The 17,615-nt window shown below is 52.6% G+C and carries 13 protein-coding genes and 1 tRNA gene; 7 read left to right on the forward strand and 7 right to left on the reverse strand.

Annotated features, from left to right (window positions below; all coding sequences use genetic code 11):
* Nucleotides 1–5 precede the first annotated feature (5 nt).
* The 4 genes from WJU22_RS16660 to WJU22_RS16675 all read right to left on the reverse strand — a co-directional run bounded on the left by WJU22_RS16660 (nt 6) and on the right by WJU22_RS16675 (nt 7,106).
* Complete coding sequence (locus tag WJU22_RS16660; RefSeq protein WP_341839308.1) at nt 6–1,526, reverse strand: RagB/SusD family nutrient uptake outer membrane protein; 1,521 nt, start codon at nt 1,524–1,526, stop codon at nt 6–8.
* 10 nt (nt 1,527–1,536) lie between these two features.
* Nucleotides 1,537–5,025, reverse strand: coding sequence for a SusC/RagA family TonB-linked outer membrane protein (locus WJU22_RS16665; protein ID WP_341839309.1), 3,489 nt, complete (start codon nt 5,023–5,025; stop codon nt 1,537–1,539).
* A gap of 191 nt (nt 5,026–5,216) precedes the next feature.
* Nucleotides 5,217–6,464 carry a FecR family protein gene (locus tag WJU22_RS16670; RefSeq protein ID WP_341839310.1) on the reverse strand — a complete coding sequence of 416 codons (1,248 nt, stop codon included), beginning with the start codon at nt 6,462–6,464 and terminating at the stop codon, nt 5,217–5,219.
* 93 nt (nt 6,465–6,557) lie between these two features.
* Nucleotides 6,558–7,106 (reverse strand): RNA polymerase sigma-70 factor, encoded by a 549-nt coding sequence (locus WJU22_RS16675; RefSeq protein WP_341839311.1) that lies wholly within the window; start codon nt 7,104–7,106, stop codon nt 6,558–6,560.
* Nucleotides 7,107–7,305: 199 nt separating this feature from the next.
* Between WJU22_RS16675 and WJU22_RS16680 the strand changes: the two genes are divergently transcribed.
* From WJU22_RS16680 to WJU22_RS16695, 4 genes are all read left to right on the forward strand, one after another.
* Nucleotides 7,306–8,337, forward strand: coding sequence for an SseB family protein (locus WJU22_RS16680; RefSeq protein ID WP_341839312.1), 1,032 nt, complete (start codon nt 7,306–7,308; stop codon nt 8,335–8,337).
* A 59-nt stretch (nt 8,338–8,396) separates the two neighbouring features.
* Nucleotides 8,397–8,469: transfer RNA gene (locus WJU22_RS16685), tRNA-Lys, on the forward strand.
* Between the two features lie 66 nt (nt 8,470–8,535).
* Nucleotides 8,536–9,273, forward strand: coding sequence for an AraC family transcriptional regulator (locus WJU22_RS16690; RefSeq protein WP_341839313.1), 738 nt, complete (start codon nt 8,536–8,538; stop codon nt 9,271–9,273).
* A gap of 49 nt (nt 9,274–9,322) precedes the next feature.
* On the forward strand, nt 9,323–9,805 hold the full coding sequence (locus WJU22_RS16695) for a hypothetical protein (protein ID WP_341839314.1): 483 nt from the start codon (nt 9,323–9,325) through the stop codon (nt 9,803–9,805).
* Nucleotides 9,806–9,831: 26 nt separating this feature from the next.
* Here WJU22_RS16695 and WJU22_RS16700 read toward each other — a convergent pair whose 3' ends face one another.
* Nucleotides 9,832–10,314, reverse strand: coding sequence for a GNAT family N-acetyltransferase (locus WJU22_RS16700; RefSeq protein ID WP_341839315.1), 483 nt, complete (start codon nt 10,312–10,314; stop codon nt 9,832–9,834).
* Between the two features lie 360 nt (nt 10,315–10,674).
* Between WJU22_RS16700 and WJU22_RS16705 the strand changes: the two genes are divergently transcribed.
* Complete coding sequence (locus WJU22_RS16705) at nt 10,675–11,052, forward strand: hypothetical protein (protein WP_341839316.1); 378 nt, start codon at nt 10,675–10,677, stop codon at nt 11,050–11,052.
* A gap of 488 nt (nt 11,053–11,540) precedes the next feature.
* Nucleotides 11,541–12,137, forward strand: a complete 597-nt coding sequence (locus tag WJU22_RS16710) for a hypothetical protein (RefSeq protein ID WP_341839317.1) — start codon at nt 11,541–11,543, stop codon at nt 12,135–12,137.
* Between the two features lie 75 nt (nt 12,138–12,212).
* Here WJU22_RS16710 and WJU22_RS16715 read toward each other — a convergent pair whose 3' ends face one another.
* Nucleotides 12,213–13,778 (reverse strand): RagB/SusD family nutrient uptake outer membrane protein, encoded by a 1,566-nt coding sequence (locus tag WJU22_RS16715; RefSeq protein WP_341839318.1) that lies wholly within the window; start codon nt 13,776–13,778, stop codon nt 12,213–12,215.
* 18 nt (nt 13,779–13,796) lie between these two features.
* Nucleotides 13,797–16,844: a TonB-dependent receptor gene (locus WJU22_RS16720; protein ID WP_341839319.1), complete on the reverse strand. Its 3,048-nt coding sequence runs from the start codon at nt 16,842–16,844 to the stop codon at nt 13,797–13,799.
* Nucleotides 16,845–17,062: 218 nt separating this feature from the next.
* Between WJU22_RS16720 and WJU22_RS16725 the strand changes: the two genes are divergently transcribed.
* Nucleotides 17,063–17,551, forward strand: coding sequence for a hypothetical protein (locus tag WJU22_RS16725; RefSeq protein WP_341839320.1), 489 nt, complete (start codon nt 17,063–17,065; stop codon nt 17,549–17,551).
* The last annotated feature ends 64 nt before the right edge of the window (nt 17,552–17,615 follow it).

Below are 17,615 nucleotides of genomic sequence, written 5' to 3' on the forward strand. Positions count from 1 at the left end.
AAAGATTAATAAGGACGGGTTTCGAATGGGATGCCCCAATTGGGATTGAACTTCAGTACCACATTGCTGATGGGGATGATGAAATCCTTCGAGTCGATGGTGGCCTGGAAAACCTGTCCGCCCATTTTGTGTTCGATCCTTGTTTTGGACCAGGGCTTGCCGGTATCGAGGGTAAAGCGTTTCAGGTCGAGGAACCTTTTGAAGCCGCCGATGGGGAGCTCCCGTCTCCTTTCTTCCAGCACCCATTGGATCACCTGGTCCTGCGTGCCCATGGCAAGATCGGGCGTGCCGGTTTTATGCCGGTATTGGCGGAGCGTGTTGAGATCGGCCATCGCCAGATCGAGCTTGTTCATCCTGGCGTAGCCTTCTGCCCGCATCAATAAGATCTCCGGCCAGGAGAACCCGTCCGTCATTTTCGTTTTCCGGAAACGGTAGTTGCTGATGCGCATGCCGTCGTCGTACCCGCCGCCGAGCGTTGTTTTATATCCCGGGGCGTTCAGATAGAACAGGCTGAACCGGAGATCGGTGGAGCGGTCGTACAGCGCCAGCAGCTCTTCGGAAGGATAGGAGAGGGAAGCGCCGATGCCCGCATCTTTATCGGTGGCCCTGTAAAAGAGTATTTCCCGGCTGTTGACGAGGTTCACGAGCCCGTCTTGCGACGACAGCAACAGCGACGTCAGCGGTCTGGCCGGATCTGCCAGCCTGAATTTATTGTAATCGTACAACACGTTCGCCGCACCGCCCGCGGCAGCCCAGGCCAGGTTGGCGTAATGCACCACGCTGTCGGGTTTTTGGGTGAACAAGTGGTAATAAGCCAGCATCGCATGGCCGGTGGCCTTATTGGCGCGGGAAGGCCAGGTAGACCGTGTGGGAAGATCGGGCAAGGCGGCATGCAATTCCCTGAGCACCCTGGCAGCCACATCCGCCGAAGTGGATAAATCCGGGATCGGTTTGTTGATATCCACGTCCGTTACGTACGGAATTGTTTTGGCGGCGTTGGGGGAACCGGGTTTATATACCGGCCCGTAAATCATGTTGGCATTAAAATAACACCAGGCCCTCGCTACCAGCGCCTGTGCGGTGGAGGTGCGCGCCAGGGCGGCTTCTTCCTGCGTTTTCCCGCCGATGCCGCGGATGCCTTCAATAACGTTGTTGAAGTAAGATACCTGCGGATAAATGCCCTGCGACCCGGCGCTCCAGAACTGATCGTCGAGATTCGGGTTTTTGTAAGGCTGGCGGAAGATATAGGCATAGTATCGCTCCACGTTGGGATGGCTGCTGAGCACGAAGCCGACTTTTCCCTGTCCTTCTGTCATTTCCAGATTATCGCCCAATTCGGCGAGCAGCGAGCCTTTGTTGCCGTCCAGGAAATTCAGGTCTACAGTGCCGGTATTATCCAGCAGATGGTCAAAATCCGCTACGGAAGAAGGAATGAGCTTCCCTTTAGGCTTCACGTCAAGGAAATCTTTACAGGCGCCCAGGCATAAAGCGGCGGAAAGGTATATCAGATATTTTTGATTGCGCATTAGGATCAAATTAAAGGTTGATGGAAAAGCCGATATAACATTCTGGTCTCATGGGAAACGCCCTGTTAACAGGCTTGTTCACGGCTTGCTCGATGGTTTCGGGATCGATCCCTACGTTGTTGGCCGTCCATGTCAGGAGATTGCGGCCCTGGAAATAGACCCTGGCGTTGCTGAGGCCGGTGTTGCCCCAGATTTTGTTGTCGAGCTTGTAGGAAAGGGTGAGGTCCCGCAGCTTGAGGAAATCCGCTTTCTGGATCAGCATCTCCGTATACGGGAAATACCAGGCATCGGTATTGAACGCGGCGAGCTTGGGATAAATGGTATGTTCCTCGTCGCCGGGCTTGCGCCAGCGCATGGACACGTCTTTATGATCGAAGTTGTCGCCGTTGTAGGTGTCTTTGCGGAATACGCCGCCCATTTGCCCGATCACCATGAAGGAAAGGTCGAAGCGTTCGTAGCTGAAGGTATTGGTAAGACTGAGGATGAACTTGGGCCGCGCAGTGCCGGAATACACCATGTCTTTCACGGTCAGGTCGTTCCCGTAGATTTTTTTGTCTGCGTCGGAATAGTATTGCGGCGTTCCGGTATTGTCCAGTCCCGCGAAGCGGTAGCTGAAAATGCCGTCGAGCGGGTACCCGGTCCTTAACACGGCGCCGGCATTGCTGCCGAGTATGGTGCTGGAAAAACTGAACGTGAGGAAATTCGGGCTGGGATAATCGTAGTTGAACTGCAATACTTTGCTTTTGTTGTAGCTGCCGTTGAAAAAGACGTTCCAGCCGAATTTATTGCCTTTCACCACATCCGCATCGAGTGACAGCTCGATACCGGTGTTCCTGGCGGAACCGGCGTTCCGGGTAACCATGAACCTGCCGTAAGTGGGATCGATGAAGTCGGGGGCGAGCAGGTCTTTGCTCAGTTTGTTGTAATAATCGAGCGTAAAGCGGAGCCTGCCGTCGATCATGCGCACATCCGTCCCGATATTGGTGATGATGGTGCGTTCCCAGCGCAGGTTATTGTCGGGCAACGATGAAATGGAGTAGGGGATGCCGCCGGTAGTGGCCGAGTAGTTCGCCGGCGTGATCAGCAGGAAGGGCCCTTGCGTAAAGGAGATATTCCCGTTGATGCCGTAGGAGCCACGGATATTCAGCTGGTCTATCCAGGAAACGTTGAAGAATTTCTCCTGGCCGAGCTTGTAAGTGCCGCCAACAGACCAGTTGGGCTTGTACCGGTATTTAGGATTGGTGCCGAAGAGGTTGCCCTGGTCGATACGCGCGCTGCCGCTCAGGATGAAGCGGTTGTCGTATTCATAGGAGCCGTTGGAATACACGGAGAAGAAGCGGTTGTCGCGCAGGGAATAGGAGCCATTGCTGAGCACGTTCATACCGTCCGGGAACAGGAAATCCGGTTTATAGGCGTTGCTGTTGAAATCGAGGTAGTTGAAGGTGGCAAATGTTCCGGCCTGGTCGTTATAGCCAACCCTGCTGGGAGCGGCGTTATTGTCTACGAGGTCTTTATTCAGCTCGCTGCCGGCGATCACCGAAACCCGGTGAACGCGGTTGAACGTTTTTCCGTAGTTGAGCTGCGCGCGGAGTGTGTAGGCTTCGCTCTGGCTGCGGGTTTCGTTGATGATCGCGCCTTCCGGCAGGTAATGTTTGCCGGGGCTGGAGATGGAAGAGGCGGCGTTGTAGAACGAACGTACATATAACGAGTTCGCGCCGCGCATGTTGCGCAATACGCCGCTGCCCCTCGTCCAGGAACCGCCTGCTTCGGCGGTAAGGCCGTCGACGATGTTGATGGAGATACTGGCGCCGAGCCTTGCCATGAACGCCTGGTTCCGGGAGGTGGAGAATCCGAGGTCGTTCAGCGGGTTGTATTCCATGGATTTGAGGCCGCCGTAATCCTCGTAACGTTTGATGAGGTCTGGCCGGACCGCGGGAATGGCCTGCGGATTGCCGTTTTGGTCAACGATATCGTAATAAGGCTTCATGACCCGCAGGGTGGAGAAATCCAGCATGTCACCGGCTTCCAACGGTGCGTTGTTATTATTGAAATTAATATTGGTGAGCATTTTGATGCTGACCCGGTCAGAGGGTTTCCAGTCGTTTTTAAGGTCGAGGATCAGCCGGTCGTTGCTGTTCCCTTTCATGTTGCCTTTGTTGGCGATATAGCGTACCGCGGCATTTGTGGCGAACTTGTCAGAGCTGGCGGAAAGGGAGATATTATGTTGCTGCGTGGCTGCCGACCGGTATAGATGCCGTTCCAGCTGGCCCAACGTATTGTTCGATCTCAGCTTGCCCAGCTCTGCATTCACTTCGGCTTCCGTCAGCAGCCCCTGTGCCTGGCTGATCAATAACTGCGTAACGCGGCCGTAGGCGGTATAGGTTTCATAATCCCAGCCAACGTTGGCCACGTCGCTGTTGTAATAGTCGATTTCGGCATCCACATAATCTGCGGCGCCGGTTTTATTGAGATAGGATAATTGTGGACGGAACGTCATGCCGGTGCTGCCTTTGTAGCTGAGCTGCAGTTTCCCGCGCTTGGCCGTTTTGGTGGTGATAACGATGACGCCGTTGGAGGAACGGGCGCCGTAAATGGATGCGGCTACGGCATCCTTCAATATGGTGATGGTTTCGACGTTGTCGATATTGACGGATTCCAGTCCCCCGGGCGCGGGATACCCGTCTATCACCACGAGTGGCTCGCCATTGGCCAGAAAGGTAGATCTCCCGCGCACTTCCACTTTTCCTTCTTTGGTGATGGCCACGCCGGCTGCCTGTCCTTCGAGGGCCGTCAGCAAACTGGGTTGCAGCTTGCCTTCCAGGCGCCGGGTTTGCACGGATGAATAGGAGCCGGTCATCCTTTCCCGGGAAACGGTCTGGTAACCGGTGTTGACGGTCACCGCCACTTCGTCGAGCTTCGTGGCGGACCGGGCGAGCTGTATGGTAAGTGCGGGCTGTCCTTCTTTCAGCATATCGGCGGTAACTGCCATTTCGCGGGGCGTAAAGCCGACGTAGGAGAACCGGAGCGTATTCCCTTCAACGGCGGTGATGGAAAAGCTCCCGTCGGCGGCCGTAGCCGTTCCCTTTTGGGTTTCCTTCACCTGAACGCTCACGCCGGGCAATGCCGTTCCTTCCATATCCGTCACCTTTCCTGTCAAAACCGCAACGGGAGCGACTGCGGCCTGCGTTTCACCGGAGGTGCTGCGCGGCTTGCCCGACAGGATGATGGTTTTACCCTGGAGCACATAATCCAGCTCCTGATTTTTCAGGATCAGGTCCAGCACGGTTTTCAAAGGAGCGTCCGCAACGGAGAGCGAAACGGCTTTTGATCCGTATAGCAATTCTTTGTTGCTGAACACGACATATCCTGTTTGTTTTTCGATGGCCGAAAACACTTTCTTCAGTGGCAGGTTTTTGCCGGAAAGGGTGACGGACTGGGCAGAAGTTGCGCCCTGCACGGAAACCAGGGCTGTGACGAGAAAAAGAGGTAGCAGCCTCATCGCTTTTGAAATTTGTGCCGACAGCCTGTTCCCCTGCAGGGCAGAGAAATTCAGGCAACCATAAGCAGTTTTTTGCATAAATTGTGAACTAATTTTGGTTGTAAATAAAAACGGTGTACGAACCTTTTATGAAACAGCTAAAACCCGCCGGAAACGACGCCAATCGGTTCCGGCATTTTATTTTGGCTGTATCAGGGCAAAACGATCAGCGTTCTGCCTTCCAGACGAAAATGAACATTTGATTTTTCCAGTGCTATCAATAAACCTTCGAGCGGAATATCCCGCGTCATTTTTCCTACGAATTCAATTTTAGGCACGCCGGCAGCGTATTTGACGTCGATATCATACCACCGCTTCAGTTGGCGCATCACTTCTTCGATACCCACGTCATCGAAATCGAACACCCCGTTTTTCCAGGCCAATACCTTGCCGGGGTCTCCGGGCCTGACGGTCATCTTACCGGCTTCGCCGCCGCGAAGGGCCATGGCGGCCTGTTCTCCGGGCTTCAACACCACTTTTTGCCTTCCTTCCGGCCGCTGTGCGGTAACCGCTACCTTGCCTTGCAGGAGGGTGGTATTCAGTACCGGTTCGTCGGCATAGGCGTTGATGTTAAAATGGGTACCCAGTACTTCCACTTCAAACCGGTTATCGGCGTTCACGATGAAGGGCAATGTTTCACCTGCTTTTTTCATGGCGGCCACTTCAAAATAAACTTCCCCGCTGATCGCCACCCGGCGGGCATTCTGCGTGAACTGCGTGGGGAAGCGGATAGAGCTGGCGGCGTTCAGCCAGGCGGCAGAGCCGTCGGGCAGGATGATTTTGTATTGCCGGCCTTTGGGAGTGGTGAGGGTATTGAATGTTTCTTCCGCGGATGATTTGCCGTTGGCTTTGTACCGGAGCTGACCGTTGCTGACCGAAAGGTCGGCCCCGCTTTGCTGGGCAACAACGCCATTCCCGACGGAATCGAGCTCGATGGTGGACCCGTCGGCCAGGGTGAGGATGGCGCCTTCCTGACCGGGCAGGATTTGTTGTTGTATGGGTTTCGGTGGTTGTTGCGCCAGCTTGGGTTGTTGGCGCGGCATAAAATACCAGGCGACTGCCAGGAGCAGGAACACGGCCGCGGCGTAACGTATCCAGGAGGCGCGGAGGATCTTTGTGGTTCGGGAGGGAGTTGGTTGCGGGAAGTGTTGCCGATGGAAATCCGCCAGTGCCGGCTGTGCGGCAGCGGTAAATTTGCTGTAATCCGTGTTCAGCCTGGAAAGGCCGTCGCCCGAACGCAACGAGTCGTACCATTCCTGGTGCTGCGTTTTTTGCTCCAGCCAGTGTTGCAGTTCGTCCTTTTCCGCATCCGTCAATTGGTGCAGCTTTTCTTTAGCGGTCAGCGCGGCAGCCCGCAGCAGGCCGGGCAATTCATGTTCCGGCAAATTGTCTACATCCATCGTTTCTCATGTCTATTCACTATAAGACAACGCCTGTGCGCGGGAATTGACTTCCGGCAGGCAAAATTTTCATAGAAATAAAAAAGTAATCTGTTAATCGGCGAGAAACAGGCTGATAAGTGCCATGCCGGGAACGATTTTTCCCCGTAATAATTTGATGGCCCTGGCTTTTTGATGGCTTACCGCCGAAGGGGAGATGCCCAGTTTCAGGGCGATTTCGCTGGTGCTGAGGCCTTCGATGTTGAGTTGCACCACCTTGGTGCATTCGGGAGGCAGGGTTAGGATGGCCTGGTGCAGCAGGCGAACGGTTTCTGCGCGAAACACGTTTTGCAGGATATCTTCGTAGGTCTTGTCTTCCAGTTCCGCTTCGTAGCCCTGGACTTTCTTTTCGTTCCGCTTGCGCTGTTTGAGGAGATTGAGGGAACGGTTGCGGGTTGCGGCATACAAATATGCGTGGATGCTCCTTACTTCGATCAGGGCCGTCCTGTTTTTCCATAATTGCAGAAAAACTTCAGAAACGATATCCTTTGCGGCGGCTTCGTCGTTCACGATGCCGTTTGCCAGCAGGCATAACGCCGGGAACATTTCCATGAAAAGCGCATCAAATGCGGCTACATCGCCTTCGCTTACACTTGAAATCAAATCTTTCTCACTATGTAACTCTCTATTTTGCAATACTTATTTCACTTTTGAGTCATACCAGCCTTTCAAAGATAAATGGAAGGATAAAAAAATCCTAACAATGGAGCGGAATGGAGGAAGGGGAAGGGGCGATCAATAATATCAACATATAACCCTTATTTTTACTGGACAACTACACTAATGACCTAAAAAATCAAAAATGGGCATTTTCGACATTTTCAAGAAACAGAAACCTGAATCTACATTTCCGGAAAACGAACTGGAGCGGTGCCTGATGCAGGCGGAAACGGACCCGACTGCCCGGAAGGAATTCTACCAGAAACTACTATGGAACAGGTTGTTTGTATTAGTTCCGTTGGAGGCGGGTGCGATGGCGGGCGACGAATCATCGGAAACGGAGACCATCGTTCGGTTCATCACATTTGATGACGGACAGATACCTGTTTTCACCTCAGCGAACCGGATTTTCGATAAAGGCATCATAAAAGAAGAAGTGTCTTTCGTAGGCCTGGATGGCAAAGACTTGTTTGAAACGGCCAAAGGTGCCACTTTTATACTGAACCCATTTTCGTATTATGGGACAACGTTGGCGCCGGATGAAATTGAAAGTATCATGAATGGATCGATTTATGACCAGATCGATGCATTTGAAAGGGAGAAAACCCAGGTGGAGGCGTTCAATACTTTGTTTGAACGGGCGAAGAAAAAACAGCAAGGGTTGATTATTTTGGCTGGAAATCATGCCAAAAAGCTGGAAGCCGCCGAAACGCAGCAGCTGGAGGCTTCCGTAACGGATTTTAAAAAATGCCTGGAAATAGCCCCAGATCACTGGCAAAGCATGGTCTTCATGGCGAAGGCGCTTCAACGGCTGGAAAGGCATGCCGAAGCACTTGAACAATTGGAGACGGCTTTTAGTATCGAAAGTGATAGTCATACCATTCCGATGGAAGCTACTTTGGAAGCGCTGTATCTCGATCAGCTCGACAAGGCATTGTATTATTCTGCAGCAGCCATGCAGCGGAAGCCCGGTGATTATATTCTGATGGGCAATCATGCCCTGAATTTACTGTTGGCGCAAAAGGATGATGAAGCCAGCAGCCTCATTGTAAAGGCTATCGGCTTGCAGCCGGATGATCCGGTAAACAGAAACATCGAAGCAATTGTGCGGGATGTATTGGCTGGGAAACGGGCCAGGCCGACTTTTAAGGAGTTGATGCATGAGGGGGCGTAAATGTTTTTCATTATTTGTATGTTAATTTAATATAACTTACATTTGCACCCACCAATTACGACTCTGTAGCTCAGTTGGTAGAGCAGCTGACTCTTAATCAGCGGGCCTAGGGTTCGAGTCCCTACAGGGTCACCTTCAAGGGACAAGTCTCATCAAGGCTTGTCCCTTTTTTATCCTGCCATGTAATACCCGCCAATAATGAGCTACCTCGAATTCAAGCCGCATCACTCGCTCCAAGATAAAATCGATTGTTACTGGACGATCCACCACAACGAATCTACTCCCCGAGTCCGGAAGATTATCCCCGATGGTTGCGTCGATATCATCATTAACCTGGGCGACAAACTCCATATCGTTTCCGAAAATAGCATCATCGAAAACGAAGCCGTTATTCTGGCCGGCCCCATGACCCAATTGAAGCTGACCGAAAACGCAGCGCACACGAATATTATCGGGATCCGCTTCAAGCCCTTCGGTTTTCATGCGTTTTTCGAGTTTGGCGATTTAAGCGCGATCCAGGATATGTCCATGCCGCTGCGCCCGAAAGATGTTGTCCCTGATTTCAAGTGTTTGCGCTCCAAAGACCTCATCATGCAGCTCGACCGGTTCTTCCTCGGGATACTGAAAGCAAAATCCCACTACATACAGCACATCGTCCATTCGCTGGACTTCAGCAAACCCCTGGAAGTTCCCAAAATCGCAAGCGAACACCATGTTACGGAAAGAACACTGCAGCGGCATTTTCTGAAATACGCAGGGATGCCGTTAAAACGGTACTACAGCATTATGCGCGTGCAGCATGCGTTGCGGCTGTTGGGGTCGGGCAATCATGGCAGATTATCCGATATATATTACCCGCTCAATTTTTATGACAACGCTCATTTTACGAAGGAGTTTTCGAGGCTGACCGGTTTTTCTCCTACCGCAGCCCAATAATGTCGGATGCTTACAAAGCGGGGCCAGGCGGGCGCCATACATTTGTGCTATGAAACTGTTAATCGTGTTCCTTGCCACGGTGAGTATATTCCACTTCCCGGGGGCGGAAATTATGCGGAAAAAAACATCTAAAATGACATACCCGGCAAAACACATCAGTATTTCGATCAACAAACCTGCATACCAGGTGTATCAATTTGCGTCCAATCCGGAAAACTTTCCGAAATGGGTAAGATTCGTGAAGTCTATTCGTCCGGACACGGGAAATTCCTGGTTGGCGGAAACGGATTTGGGGCACATCCGGATTGATTTTGCGGCGGAGAACGAGTTTGGGATCATCGATCACTTGGTGACGCTTCCGGATGGATCCACCATCAACAATCCCATGCGGGTAATTGAAAACGCGACGGGAAGCGAATTTATATTTACACTTTTTTGGATGCCCGCAAGAACGGAAAAGGAGTTTCAAGACGATGCGAAGCTGGTAGAAGCCGATCTGAAGCGACTCAAACAAATACTCGAATCGAAATAAATCCGGGCGAAAATGTGGCCGGCACGTTATCCCAGCTTAAAGATCCATTCCTCGATCTCCGCCTGCCGCGCATTCGCGAAACCTTTATCGGTGCCGATCATGCTGAACCCGCATTTTTCCAATACTCTCCGGGAGCCGATATTGTCAAACGCAACCCTTCCGAAAATAGGCCTTGTGGTTTCAATGGAGAGCAAATACAACAGTGCTGCCGTTGCGATGCCCTTCCCCCAATAATCGCGGTCTATCCAATAAGTGATTTCAGCATCTCCTTCCAGGACGAATTTCGCGATGCTGCCAACAATGGTATTGTTGACGAGGATCGTTAACATATTGATGGATGGATCTGCAAGGTGCTTCGCGTATTTTTCGAGGTAGGCCGGTTTGTTGGTGGGGTCTTTGGCGGTGAACGCGGCCAGGTAATTTGCTTTGCTATCTAGTTGGAAATGGAAGAATACTTCGAGGTCGGGCAGTTCGGTGGGCCGGAATTGTATTTGCAAGTTAGGCGTCATAGTGATTCGATTGTCCTGATTTTGATTAACCTGTTGCAGGTAGTGTCAGGCATAATTTACGCAAATTGCGGGAGAAGCATTTGTATTATTTTGCGACCGTCGGGGCAGGGCGTTTTCAGGGAAATTTCATGCGTGATCAGGTTGGGGTGGAAGGGTTTTCAATGGGTGGATTACTTCTGAAATCATTGCCTGTATTGTGTTTACGGGATATTTTTTAACGTACGGTTAACATGGCCGGTTAGGCGCGTGTCTTATTTTGCGCATTCTTTATTTGCTATTAATGATGCCTTTATCTTCCTTTGACTAGAATGCAAGTATTTCATTGTGTTACATTTTGAATCTGTTTAACTCCCCGGTATTATGTGCCAGCCTATTTTTCGTAGTGTCCATCATGCGTTAAGTGACGATCACAAGCGGATCGAAGTAAAGTTTTCCCGTCAATTGCGCAAAAAGCGTGTGCGCGCCGGCTATCACAGCGTCCGGTTGCTTGTTATGCTGCTCTTTGCCATGCTGATGTTCGTATGGATGGTGCCGCCACAAAGTTTGTTCGCCAGCACGCCGGCCCCGCTCGGCGTGCGCATTGCCAGGGCTTTTTATGATACCCATATCGCCGGACAGGTACTGGTCATCCTGGCGTTTTCAACTATCCTCTGGCCGATCCAGCACATTATGCAAGACCTTTTCGCCATGTATGCCATCGCCAGGAAAAGGGCTTTTTACAGGAAGAGGGCCGTATAAATGCCATTAAGTAAGAAGCTGCTGTTATAACAACTATTGCCCGTTTCTGACACACATGTTTGTATCCTCGCGTGCATTTCACCGCCTTTCTTTTTGCTGTTTCGTTTTTGCAACTTTTATTTGGTTACGAGGTTGTTAACCAATGTGATAACTCCATGTTAGGTGAAGGAATATTCATTAATTGCGTTTAAAATTCACCTGTACAGAAAACCTGCGGGCAATTGATATTGACTAGACGATACGGAATTTGCATGCAGCGAAAAATAATTACGCTAACTTATGGAGATCATATTCAGGCGCATTCGCGGTATCCCTGTTGATTTTACGCCAACGAATACCATTTGCGGTATCCACAGTATTGCAAGCATGCGCTGCCGGCATGGCCCCAACACAACATCGCCCACGAAAAATTGCTGAAACCTGGCATTACCATTTTCTTTATAACAAAACTCCCGTGCGTTGTTTCGGGAGATTAAATCCAACCATTCATGAAATACTTCTGGCTTCTATCCTGCCATTCGATTGTAGTGTTATTCCTCATGCTGTTTACGCTGAACGCCGAATTGAATTTTCCCGATACTTTCTCGATCAAGGCGCCCGTCCTCGGCCATTTTGCATTGGTGCTGGATTGGTTCACCCTCGCCATGGGCACCCTGATTTTCGGATTCGGCATCCTCGTCACCAACCGTTTTTGCTATAACCTGCTTTTTAGATTGAAAGTACCCGCCACCTTCAGCAACGATATCGGGCTACTGGTAGCCATGTTCCTGAAATACATCATCCCCATGTCGCTCGTTGTGTTACTGGAATTCAACGGTGAATCCGTGATGCTGAAAATGCCCGTCACCTACACCTGCTTTCGCATTTTCATGTCGCTTTCCCTGTTGTTTGATGTGCTGGTCTATACTTTTAAGTACAACGAACTTTCGCACGTTACCGTCAGGATCGGAAAGTGGAGCCTTGTCTATCCCTGCAAAAAAATATACAACCTGCTCACCTTCCTGCTATGGTCGAATTTCGTTGGAACTATTTTCTGGATGTGCAAGCAGAAATATGAAACCGTAAAGCAACATCAATCGCGATAAATTCTTACTTACCCTAAAAAGCAAACAGCCGGCCCACAGGAATGCGGGCCGGCTGTTTAAGAGGACAGTGAATTACTAATTATATCCAGGGTTCTGCTGATCTTTCATATTGGGCGCGTTTTCGATATCGTTGAGCGGGAACGGCATGAGATAATCCCTTTCCTTCCGGAACACCCGTTTCTCCGTGGCGCCGCGCATTTGCGAGCCATTCAGCACCAGCGTTTTGTTCAGCTCCGTTTCCGCGATCTTCCAGCGGCGGATGTCGGAATAGTACAGTCCTTCCCCGGCAAACTCCACGCGGCGTTCGTGCCGGATCCGCAGGCGCATCTGCTCTTTCGTAAGGCTCGCAGGCAGGGGCGGCATTTCCACGGTTGTGCGGGCCCTTACCTTATTGATGGCGCCATATACTTCGGCATCCGGGCCCGACAATTCATTTTTCGCTTCGGCGAGCATCAACAGGATGTCGGCATAGCGGATAATGATCCCGTTGATTTGAGAAAGCCCGGTGGCACCCACTGCGTCGGCCAGACTGGTATTGTTGTCGTATTTCGTGTATTTTTTGAAGCTGTAGCCAGTGTAAACGCCCGGCCAGCCGTCTGCATCCACGGGGTAGGGCACGCCGTTGTAATTTTTGCCCCGGCGGAAGATGGTCTGGTCGAGCCGAGGGTCCCGGTTCTCGTTGTTGGGGTTTTTCGGGTTGCGGACAGCTTCGGTAGCGTCATACGGCGAGCCGTCTTTCATTTCGTATTCGTTGACGAGGTCTTGCGTGGGCTCGATGGAGCTCCAGCCCGGCGCGTTGAGCGGGTCGTAGATGCCGAGGTAGATGTCCCAGCTCGTGGGGTACCTGGGCTGGAGGAACTGGATATCGAAAATCACTTCGCTGTTGTTCTCGTTCGCTTCCAGGAAAAGCCCGCGGTAGCTGGGGTACAGCTCATAACCCATCGTCATCACCTTTTTTGCGGCGTCCACGGTTGCCTGCCATTTCTCCTGGTACAGGTAGACGCGCGTCAGCAAGCCCCAGGCGGCGCCTTTCGTTACGCGCCCCGGCTCGGCGGCCGTGGGAGGAAGCAGGTCCGTAGCGGCGAGGAGGTCTTTTTCCACCTGTGCGTATACTTCCGCGCGGGTGCTTTTTTTCAGGTCGATCTGTGCAATGGAGGGCGATTCCAGCGGCATGGCCACTCCGCCCCAGTAATTCACCAGCAGCGAATAATAATAGGCCCGGAGGAAGTAGGCTTCTCCTTTCATGCCGTTCTTCCGGTCGTCGTTCATCGTCACCTTGTCGATATTGGTGAGGAAAACATTGCAGGCCGAAATACCGGAATAGGCGCCCCGGTAGAGCGACAGCATACTGCCCATATCGCTGGGCGTATGCAGGCTGAGGGAAATATTCTTCCAGCCTTCCCAGGGATAGTTGTTGAACGCATTGGGCGTGAGCACGTCGAGGTAGGGCAGTACTTCCGTGGAAACGTCCCACAGCGAGGAATAGCAACCGATATTGGCCGCTTTGGCGTCGGCTTCGGTTTTCCAGAAAGTGATGGGCGTGATGGCGTCTTGCGGTACTTTGTTCAGGAATTCTTTCCCGCAGGAAGTGCCGAGCATTGCTGCGGCGGTCAGTGATATGAAGAGGGCATTTTTATGCATGAGTTCGGATGTTTGCGGTTAGAATTTAACGTTGATTCCGCCGGAAATGATCCTGACGTTAGGATATTGCGCGGATGATGCGTTGGTGAGCGGGCGTTCCGGATCGATGCCTTCGAAACGGGAGAACGTGAAGGCGTTCTGCGCGTCTACATACACCCGCAGCCCCTGGATCCCTGCCTTCTTCAGCCAGGCCTGCGGCAGCGTGTACCCGATCTGGATGTCTTTGATCCGCATGTACGAAGCATCCTGCAGCCAGAAGCTGTTGCCGCTGTAATTCTGCGTGGAGGAGGCGTTGTATTGCAACAGGCGGGGCAGTTTGGCGCCGGGGTTTTCGGGCGTCCAGGTGTTGCCTTTTTCCCAGCGGCTCAGAATGCCTGCGCCGTTCAGGAATGGGAAGAAAAGCTCGCCGCCCACGTAAGAATCCACGTCAGCGATGCCCTGGAGGTTCACCCGGGCGTCAAAACCTTTCCAGCCGGCAGTGAAATACGCGCCGTACGTCCAGGTCGGGAGCGGCTTGCCCACTACCTGGCGGTCGTTGAGGTCGATCACCCCATCCGGCACGCCGTTCGGCCCGCTGATGTCCTCGAATTTAAGGTCGCCGGGGGCTACGGTGCCGGTTGTGGGTTTTGCGCTTTTGTCCACTTCATCCTGCGTCTGGAAAATGCCGAGCGCCTTCCACATGTAGAACGACTGTACCGGATGGCCGGCGATGTTGCTGTTCTGCCCCAATTGCGCTGCGGGAATGTAGGTGATCTCGTTTTTGACGTGCGTGAGGTTGAACCCTGCGCTGAAATCCACTTCACCGATCCTGTCATTGTAGCCGGCCGAAAATTCCCAACCGGTATTTTTAACCGAGGAAAGGTTCATGGTCGGTTTTTCGGGAACGCCGAGGAAGTCGGGTAATGTCGCCAGTTGATATAAAATCCCTTCCCGGTTGTCGCGGAACCAGTCGAACGTCACGTTGAGCTTGTTTTTGAGGAATCCTGCGTCCAGCCCCAGGTTCAGTTTCTTGCCGATTTCCCATTTGATGGAATTGTCCACGATCCCCCGTTGCGCGATGCCGGAAAATATCTGGCTGCCGAAGGGATAGAAGCGGGAAAATTTATACGTCTCGATATAAGCGTATTCCCCGATCTGGTCGTTCCCGGATTTGCCCCAGGAAGCGCGCAACTTCAGTTCGTCGAATATTTTCTGGTCTTGCATGAACGCTTCCTTCGTGATGCGCCAGCCTACGAGCACGGAGGGGAAGAAGCCCCAGCGCCCGCCTTCCGAAACGCGCGAAGTACCGTCGTACCGCCCGATGGCTTCGAGCAGGTATTTTTCTTTGTAGGAATAATTGAGCCTGCCGATGTAGGAGCGGAGCGCCCATCCATAGGTAGTTCCGTTGATCAGCGGCGTTTCCAGGCCGGCGTTGATTTCCGTCAGCCGGTTATTCACGAAACCCATGATCGATCCGCCGAGGCTGCGCGTATCGCTCTGTTCCTGGCTGTAAATTCCCATCAGCGTCAGGTCGTGGTCCTGCGCGAAGGTTTTGTTATAGGTCAGGCTGCTGAAAAGCGTGGTGTACAGCGTTTTCTCCCAGCTGTTCAGGGCTTTGGCCCCGCCGGCGTTCATGGTGGTGGCCACTGTCAGCGTTTTCGGGTTGTAGATGTCCACTTTGGGCGTAAACGTCTGGTTGTCGGTCGTAACGTAGTTAGCCCCACCGGTGACGTTGAATTTCAGTCCGGGGATGATCTCGTAATTGAGGAACGCGTTGCCGTTGAAGAATCCCCGCGTGGTTTCGTTTTTCCCTTCGTCGGTCATGACGAGCGGATTGCGGAACTGGGTGTTGATGGAGCGCACCCAGGTACCGCCGTATTCCCCGTTGGAGGCGTAAGGCGTGTAGAACGGCAGCGTACGGTTCAGCTCGGTGAACAGGTTGCCCGCGCCGTTGTGCGATTCCCGCGATTTTTCGTAGCGCATCCCGGTGCGGAGGCCTACTTCCAGTTTATCGTTCACTTTGGTGGTCACGTTGGCGCGGAGGTTGTGCAGTTTAGCGTTCCCGTTCCGCACGATGCCGTCCTGGTCGGTATACCCCAGGGAAACGTTGAACTGCGTTTTATTCTCACCGCCGGAAATGCTTACCTGGTTGGATTGTATGCCGGCGGGCCCGATCACGAGGTCGCGCCAATCGGTGTTGGGATAGAGATAGGGATCTTTTCCGTTGCGGTATTCGTTGATCACCGCATCGGAATAATAGGCGGGCTGGTTCTGGTTTTTGAGCGCCTGGTTGTAGAGCTCCATGTAATCCACCGCATTGGTGGGCGTTTCGGGCAATTTGGTGGCTTTCTGTTTGCCGTAGGAGGTCATGAAATCGAGGTTGATCCTGCCTTTTGCCCCGCTTTTGGTTTGAACGAGGATGACGCCGTTGGCGGCACGCGAGCCGTAAATGGCTACAGACGCGTCTTTGAGGACGGAGATAGACTCAATGTCTGCCGGGTTCACGCTCCGCAGCGATCCCACCACGCCGTCGATCAACACGAGCGCGTCCGAATTGCCCATGGTGCCGATGCCGCGCACGCGGATGCTGGCGCCGTCGGCCCCGGGCTGGCCGCTGGTCTGGTTCACCCAAACGCCGGGTACCTGTCCGGAGAGCGCCTGCGAAGCGTTGGTGATCGGCCTTCCGGCGATGGCATCTGCTTTCATGAGGCCTACGGAGCCCGCGAGTGTGGCGCGTTTCCGGGTGCCGAAACCTACCACTACCACTTCGTTCATGCCTTTTACGTCGGGCTCCATGGTGATGTTCAGGGTGGGCGCGGTGCCGAGGGGTTTACTGACCGTAGCATAACCGATCAGCCTGAATTCGATCGTCGCGGTACCGGCGGCGTCTGTCTGCAGCGTGTATTTTCCCGTCGCATCGGTGACGGCCCCGCCAGTTCGGCCATTTATTAATACCGTTACCCCCGGCAAGGGCTGATTGCTGTTGTCTGAAACCGTGCCCGACAGGGTGCGGGACTGACCATAGGCTACATAGACGTTGGCGATAATGGCGAAGAAGATGAGTAGTGCTCTTCCCGTATTTTTCATGTCTGTGAAATTTAGTCCAGCGAAAATACAGGGGAGGATGGGGCAGGGGCTTTAACGATCTTACCACATTTGATAACGATCTTAGCGAAAAATGAGAGCAATGTGCAAATGGGTGAGAATATTGTTTATGATACGGGCGGATTGAGGTGGGACAGGGATGAAATTCCGGCGGTTTATTCGTAAATTTCCATCATCCCGATTTAGCTTATATCCCGAATATGCCTCAACTGAAAGAAGACATCACCGCCTGCTCCGAATGGATCGTTCAATGCTTCGGCAGTATCCAGCTCCCGCTCGATTATTCGGTGGACAGTATCGTCCATATCGACGGATTTCTCCAAAAAAATATCGTAGATGCGCAACCGGTACCCGGTTCGGTGCTGGCATCGAATTTCGGGCAGATATTGTTCGGCCTGGGCGCTTATCTCGGCGAAACCATCATCCGCCACGTTCCCGGTGCAGATTGGGTGCTGGACGATGCCGATCCACAGGGCGAGATCAACGCGGAAGTCCGCTTCCCCGACGGTTCGCAGATCTGGCCCATGATGAAGATCATCAAGCGCGCGCAGAACGGTTTCGAAGATTCCGTGTACCCTTACGCGTACGAGCTCACGAAACCCTACGCAGCCAATGCGTTCAACGATGCCTTCTGGCACATCCGGCCGCAGGAGCCGCCGGATAAAAAGCCATGGTACAAGTTCTGGTAAGATCATATAAACGGAAAACGCCCGTGGAACCCTTGCTCCACGGGCGTTTTCAATATTTACGGTG

This window comes from Chitinophaga caseinilytica, assembly GCF_038396765.1.
Taxonomy (GTDB): domain Bacteria; phylum Bacteroidota; class Bacteroidia; order Chitinophagales; family Chitinophagaceae; genus Chitinophaga; species Chitinophaga caseinilytica.